Below are 6,751 nucleotides of genomic sequence, written 5' to 3'. Positions count from 1 at the left end.
TTCTGCTTCACGTCATTTATTATAGCGTTTACATTCCTTTTTCCTGAAATAAGTCCTATTTTTGCAAATTATATATTTTAACAAAAGCTACTACATTAGTATACAGCAGTGTTCTCTATATTTTCCAGCACTAGCTATTTTAAAGCAACTTTAATCAATCTATCAACCTAAAATCTCCATGCAGTTAAACTTAAATTCCCATATTGATAGCTTCTATGCAGCAGCTCTGGCTGCTTTTCCTGATGGCCTGAACCCATTGCAATGATAAATGGAATAAAATGTTCCATAGTAGGTACTGCTAAACTAGCGAATGGCGCTAATTTTTTAAAATTAAATAGTGCATCAGTATCCCATTTAACTACCTTATCTTCCAGCCATTCCTCAAATCGTACGGTCCACCCTTCTGCGACACCGATATTATATTGAAATTGCTCCAAATTATGACTCGTTCCACCGCTGCCAATAATTAAAACATCTTCTTCTCTTAATTTGGCAAGTGTTTTGCCGATTTCATATTGATAAGACAAAGGCAGTTCTGGATTTATTGATAAAGCAATTACGGGAATATCCGCATTCGGATACATGATTTTTAACGGTACCCATGCCCCGTGATCTAACCTGCGTGTATCATCCATCACTGAATATATTCCTATTTTAGATAATAAGGTTATTATATGATCAGAAAGTTCTAGTTCTCCAGGAGCCGAATATGTCATTTGATATAACTCATCAGGTCCTCCAGCAAAATCATAAATAATACCATTCTGTCTGCAGGCTGTTACGGCTTGTTCCCCGCTCTCCCAATGTGCACTGAAGACGAGAATAGCTGAAGGTCTTGGAAGTTGCTGTGCATAATTTTCTAAAAAAAGTGTATAAGGATTTTCCTCTGTAAGGAGCAGAGGAGTTCCATGGGCCAAAAACAATGAGGGTATCATGTTTCAAATCGAATCCTTTCAGTATCTGACTATCTGTATCTTTTACCATCACCTTCTTATTATAAACATATATTTGAATTCAAACAGTCTTGACGTATTGCATCTTACGGACTTTCCCCAAATTGTACTTTTTCTGTGTATTCATTGATGGAGTCAAATTGGTATCCTTTTGCTTTAAGTCCTGTAATAATATCTGGCAGTGCGCGAACAGTATTCTTCATACTATTAATATCATGCAGGAGAATCACAATTTGTTCTTGATCTTTTGTACCGTTCAGAACATTTGAAACGATTGTTTGTTTACTGACAGATGGACTGTAGCCGTCTGTTGAATCAATATCCCAATCAAAATAAATGTACCCTCTTTTTTTAAGTTCGGATTTTATTGAAGCCAGCACTTCCTTTTTCGGACTACGCTGCACGGCAAGATTCCTTGAACCGCCTGGAAAACGTACGATTCTTGAATGCACACCATACTTTTTCAGCATTTTTTCTAGAAGAGCCATGTCTGCAAAATACTTATCCCTAGACCCATATACGACTTCATAATCGTGTGAGAAGGTATGTAAAGCTAATGTATGACCTCTTGCTGCCATTTCCTGATAAGCCCCCACTGCGTACCCTTCTTCATTGCCCATTACAAAAAACGTGGCTTTAACCTGATATTTATCTAAGATATCTAAAATTGGCAAGGTATTTAACGATGGACCATCATCAAAGGTTAAATAAGCTGTCTTCTGCCCCTTATTTTGCCAACTCTGAACAAGAGGCTGAATCTCCTCTGGGATAAACTCCTCTTGATGCTGATTAGCTGCTGCAGTATCCAGGGTAAACATAAAAAAGAAACAAAGTAGTAAAAATAAACACTTCTTCATATAATTGCACCATCCTTTACTACTAAGTTGCACAGCATAAAGAATCTCATACAAGGAAATTGTCAGTCAGAAGGGGAATCAGTATTTACCAGGAAAAGTATTTAGCTAACATAAAAAAGACAAGCCATAAAAGTAGGCCAACTAAGAGAAAACTAATAAAAACGATGAACGCATCAAATACGGATGTCACAGTATACCAGCCGCTTACTAAAAGAAGAGGATAAATGGTTATAAGCATAAGTATAAAATGGAATCCGCTTTGTTTCGTTAAACTCCATTTATCTATGTTATAAATAACAGAGGCAGCACTTACAAAGAAGATGATTAATCCAGTCAAAAATGTACTTTTAGCATCCGAATATTTCCCTTGAAAATAAAGTAATAACGCAATACCTCCCATAACGATGAAAGGTATTCCTCCTCTTAATAATCCTTTTACAACCAACATTCCCACCCCCTCAGATCTTAGTTCATTTTAACTAGTTCTCTAAAGGAATGTTTATCCCTTCTAAATTACCAATTTGGTATGATTCAACATTAGCTGCCCAATAAAAAACCTTCCTTTCATTTAGTTTATTGATACTAAATGAAAGGAAGGTTTTTGGGCTTTACTATTAATTATTCTAGCTCTGAGTTCACCTTCCACATTAAAGTACCGAACATGTAAATGGGCAAATACCATTGCGGACACAGATGCTTCTGAATTCATCATACATGGGGCAGCTCATGATAATTTTTTACGTCCCAAGATGTTTTTTTCAAAGCTATTTCGAATTTTCTAGTCCTGCAATCCCAAAACCTCCAGGTCCAGCATGGGTAGAAATCATTGCACCGGCTTGCATCCATGTTACATTTTCAAAACCTGTTTCCTTAGTGATTTCATCCATTCGTCTCTTAATACTTTCATCAAGTCCGATAGAGTAGATCAAATACAGCTGTTTTCTATCAATATCGTACTGGTTTAAGTAATCTCGCATGAGTTTTTCCGCAACTTTGCTCATATTCCCACGATATTTTTTAGTTGATACAAGCTTTCCTTCTTTTAATTCGATGCAGGGCTTAACTTTTAACAAGGACCCTCCAATATAAGCTACGTTACTTACCCGTCCACCTGCTCGTAGAAAGTCTAAGCTGCCTGGAATGAAAGCAAGCTTTGTTTTTGGAACCACGGATTCAATTTTTTCTATTAAGTGTACATGACTAATCGAAGGTTCTTCCTCTAGCATAGTTACCGCATACATGACGATTGCAGCTAAACCTCCTGTGACGTTTAGCGTATCGATTAGGAAAACATCTTCAAAATCTTCCGCAGCAATTAACGCACTTTGAAAGGAAGAAGATGCTTTTGACGTATATCCAATGTGAATAATGATACTATCAGGAAAATTTACTCTAATTTTCGTAAATAACTCATGATACTCATATACATTTGTCGCTGTTGTGGATGGTATTTTTTTGGTACGACTATAATAATCAAAAACTTCCTCTACAGATAACTGCCCATCTAAATAATCTTTGCTATCCATGATGACGTGCATCGGCACTACTTGTATTTGATGTTTTTCAACCAGTTCTTTCGGTAAATCCGCTCCACTCTCTGTCGATAAAATAATCCTTCTCATTAGACATTCCTTTCAACTAACGCAGCCATTCCTGCGTACTTATTTATTTTAGTTATCCTAAACATACACCAAAAGGGTAAATTATCCAGTAAAAGAATCAGAAAATTTACGTAAATAAAGAAAAATCCACACTCAACTGACAAAAATTAAAGGGCATTTATCAAATCCTTTATCATCCTAATATACACATATCTCTTCTTCCTCTAAAGAATTAACGATCAATTTTTTTCTTCTACCGTTAAAAAATCAATCCAAGACCTACATTTTTTGTTTCACAAACGATTTCTCTTGCTTCGCCTAAGGTTCATTTCTTCTTCATTCAACGAATTTTTTTCCAATACAAAAAAACCTCTCTTTCATTTAATTATACTAATTAAATGAAAGAAAGATCTATATATTCTACAGATGGTTTATCTCTGAGAATGGATTCTTATTCTAAGAGATAAAGCTCCAATTGAACCAGAAACCCGCTGTAACCCTCATCACCGTTCTACATTAAAGTACCGAGCCTGTGGGTGAGCAAATACCATAGCGGACACAGATGCTTCTGGATCCATCATATAGCCCTCCGTTAACTGAATGCCCACATCTTCTGGTTTAAGCAAACGGAATAACTTTTCTTGATCTTCGAGATTTGGACAGGCTGGATAACCGAATGAAAAACGTTGACCGGTATATTTAGCGGCAAAACGGTCTTTCATCGTCATATCAATCGGATCGCTGATATGAAGGTCATCCCGCATCAGCTGATGGAGCCGCTCCGCAAATCCCTCAGCTGTTTCTAATGCAAGTGACTGGATTGCATGGCTTTTTAGGAAGTCGCCTTCCACTTTCCATTTTTCAGCATACTTTCTAACATGCTTCCCTGCTGATACTACAAAAAATCCTGCATAATCCATCACTCCCGAGCTGACAGGTTTCAGGAAGTCAGCAAGGCATAAATTCGGGCTTGTTTCCTGCCGTGGAAAATCAAACATTTCGAGTATTTCATTGTGGTTCTCTGGATTGTATATAATTATTTTATTTCCATCACTCTGAGCGGGGAAAAATTGATAAACGGCATTGATTGTATATTCTTCTTGATCCTGTAAAAACGTGATTAATTCATCTACTAAGTGATTTAGAGCAACTGCCTTGTTGTCGCCTGCTTTAATCAGCTCAGCTACCTTCCCTTTCAACCCCAAGTGATGCCCGATCAACATCTGTCTATTAATATAAGGCCCCACCAGTTTGTATGGATAATTCCGCAGAACATGGCGTTTTAGGTCAACTGGCTTTTGCACTGGTGCAGGTTCGATTGCAGGTGATGTCGAGAGTTTTGGTTTAGGCTTAGGCAGCGCTGCGGCGGCAATTGCATTTTCTTTTGCTTTTTGACGTCTGCTTTCATGCTGTTCAAGGAAAATCTCTTTTTTCTCTTCATCATGCAACGAGTTTGCCGTTGCAAGTCCGTCCATAGCATCTTTAGAATAAATTACGGATCCTCCATATTCAGGAGAAATCTTGAAATCGGTAAATTTACGTGACAGCGCAGCACCTCCTACCAGTATCGGTAAGTCAATGTCGGCCTGCTTTAAATCTTGAGCAGTGAGTACCATTTGCTGAGCCGATTTAACAAGTAATCCAGAGAGGCCTATTGCGGTCGGTTGATGAAGTCTTACCGCTTCAACAATACTTTGTGACCCTACCTTTATCCCTAAATCAACTACCTCATAGCCATTATTGGAAAGAATAATTTCCACTAAGTTTTTTCCTATATCATGGACATCACCCTTTACTGTTGCAAGCAGAATCTTACCTTTTTTACTGCTTTGGGCTTCTGCTGTCATAAACGGTTCAAGATGGGCAACTGCAGCTTTCATCGCCTCCGCACTTTGAAGCACTTCAGCGACGATCAATTGATTATCATTAAATAAACGACCAACCTCACTCATTCCATCCATCAAGGGTCCATTTATGATCTCAAGGGGTGCCTTTCCTTCCTTAAGAATGAGATCCAAATCAGGAACAAGGCCTTCCTTTGTACCCTCAATAATATAGTTCGCCAGCCTTTCGTTAAGAGGAAGCTTTGCTATGTTTTCCTTTTTATCTGCTTTTTTGCCTCGGTAAAATTCTGTGAATAAAGCTAGCGCCTTGTCTGTTGTTTTAAAAAGCAGTTCCTCAGCGAGCGTGACTTCATCTGCCGGGATGGAGGCAAATCGCTCAAGTTTCTCCGTATTCACGATGGCATAATCGAGCCCTGCCTTTGTACAATGATAGAGATAAACGGCATTAAGTATTTCTCGTCCTCTTCCTGGTAGACCGAAAGAGACATTTGATATTCCAAGGATAGTCTGGCAGTCCGGCAGATTCTCTTTAATCATTTGAATTCCTTTTACCGTCTCTAAGGCAGAACCAATATACTGTTCGTCCCCAGTCCCTACTGGAAAGACCAATGGATCAAAAATAAGGTCCTTTGGATTGAGCTTATATTTATTGACAAGTAAGTCCACTGAACGTTTGGCTATTTCCAGTTTTCGTTCGGCACTAACAGCCATCCCTACTTCATCAATGGTCCCGACAACAACCGCCGCTCCATATTGATGAATAAGGGGGACAATTTTTTCAAATCGCTCCTCCCCATCCTCTAAATTGATGGAGTTAATGATCGCTTTCCCTTGAGAATGTTTCAACGCTTGTTCAAGCACCGCTTCATCTGTTGTATCTATCACCAATGGAACTTTAATTTTTTTTACGACCTCAGTGACAAATTCCTTCATATCACCGAGTTCATCGCCATCCGGGTCTGCCAGACAAATATCAATCACATGTGCCCCTTTTTTCACTTGAGCACGGGCTATTTCAGCCGCTTGTTCATAATGTTTACCGCGAATTAATTCCTTGAATTTCCTTGAACCAATCACATTCGTCCGTTCTCCGACGAATAGAGGACGCATGGAGTCATCATATAGCAATGGTTCGATTCCACTTACCGCATGCGTATGCGGCTCATCAGGGAGCGTCCTTGGCCTAATATCTCTTATCGAAGCGGATAATTTTTCAATATGTGCTGGTGTAGTGCCACAGCAGCCGCCGATGATATTTATCCAGCCTTTTTCTGCAAATTGTTTCATTTTTTGAGCAAGTGATTCCGGCGTTTCATGATAATGTCCTTCTTCATCCGGAAGACCTGCATTTGGGTAACAACTGACGGCTGAATTAGATAACGCAGCGAGTGTTCGAATATGATCAATCATAAATTCCGGTCCGGTTGCACAATTTAAACCAACTGCTAATGGCTTCATATGCTCACACGAGAGATAAAATGCTTCAATCGATTGAC

At 38.8% G+C, this 6,751-nt stretch carries 5 protein-coding genes; all 5 read right to left on the bottom strand.

What is annotated here, in order from left to right; all coding sequences use genetic code 11:
- Window positions 1-167: 167 nt before the first annotated feature.
- Window positions 168-935 carry a DODA-type extradiol aromatic ring-opening family dioxygenase gene (locus AC52RT_RS05540; protein WP_495539831.1) on the bottom strand — a complete coding sequence of 256 codons (768 nt, stop codon included), beginning with the start codon at window positions 933-935 and terminating at the stop codon, window positions 168-170.
- Between the two features lie 104 nt (window positions 936-1,039).
- Complete coding sequence (locus tag AC52RT_RS05535) at window positions 1,040-1,810, bottom strand: polysaccharide deacetylase family protein (protein WP_495539830.1); 771 nt, start codon at window positions 1,808-1,810, stop codon at window positions 1,040-1,042.
- A gap of 85 nt (window positions 1,811-1,895) precedes the next feature.
- The gene (locus AC52RT_RS05530) at window positions 1,896-2,258 is read right to left on the bottom strand and encodes a DUF3021 family protein (protein ID WP_495539829.1); all 363 of its coding nucleotides are present in this window, start codon (window positions 2,256-2,258) and stop codon (window positions 1,896-1,898) included.
- A 316-nt stretch (window positions 2,259-2,574) separates the two neighbouring features.
- Window positions 2,575-3,432 (bottom strand): DegV family protein, encoded by an 858-nt coding sequence (locus AC52RT_RS05525; RefSeq protein WP_495539828.1) that lies wholly within the window; start codon window positions 3,430-3,432, stop codon window positions 2,575-2,577.
- A gap of 482 nt (window positions 3,433-3,914) precedes the next feature.
- Window positions 3,915-6,751: methionine synthase (locus AC52RT_RS05520; protein ID WP_495539827.1), on the bottom strand; the 2,837-nt coding region annotated here is incomplete at its 5' end.

Source organism: Peribacillus sp., assembly GCF_059453735.1.
Note: the sequence above shows the minus strand (reverse complement) of the source record. Positions and strands in the feature narration are given on the sequence as shown.

What these genes read in the sequence shown, in the direction of transcription:
- AC52RT_RS05540 (WP_495539831.1), bottom strand. Translation starts at nt 935, where the DNA reads ATGATACCCTCATTGTTTTTGGCCCATGGAACTCCTCTGCTCCTTACA.
- AC52RT_RS05535 (WP_495539830.1), bottom strand. Translation starts at nt 1,810, where the DNA reads ATGAAGAAGTGTTTATTTTTACTACTTTGTTTCTTTTTTATGTTTACC.
- AC52RT_RS05530 (WP_495539829.1), bottom strand. Translation starts at nt 2,258, where the DNA reads ATGTTGGTTGTAAAAGGATTATTAAGAGGAGGAATACCTTTCATCGTT.
- AC52RT_RS05525 (WP_495539828.1), bottom strand. Translation starts at nt 3,432, where the DNA reads ATGAGAAGGATTATTTTATCGACAGAGAGTGGAGCGGATTTACCGAAA.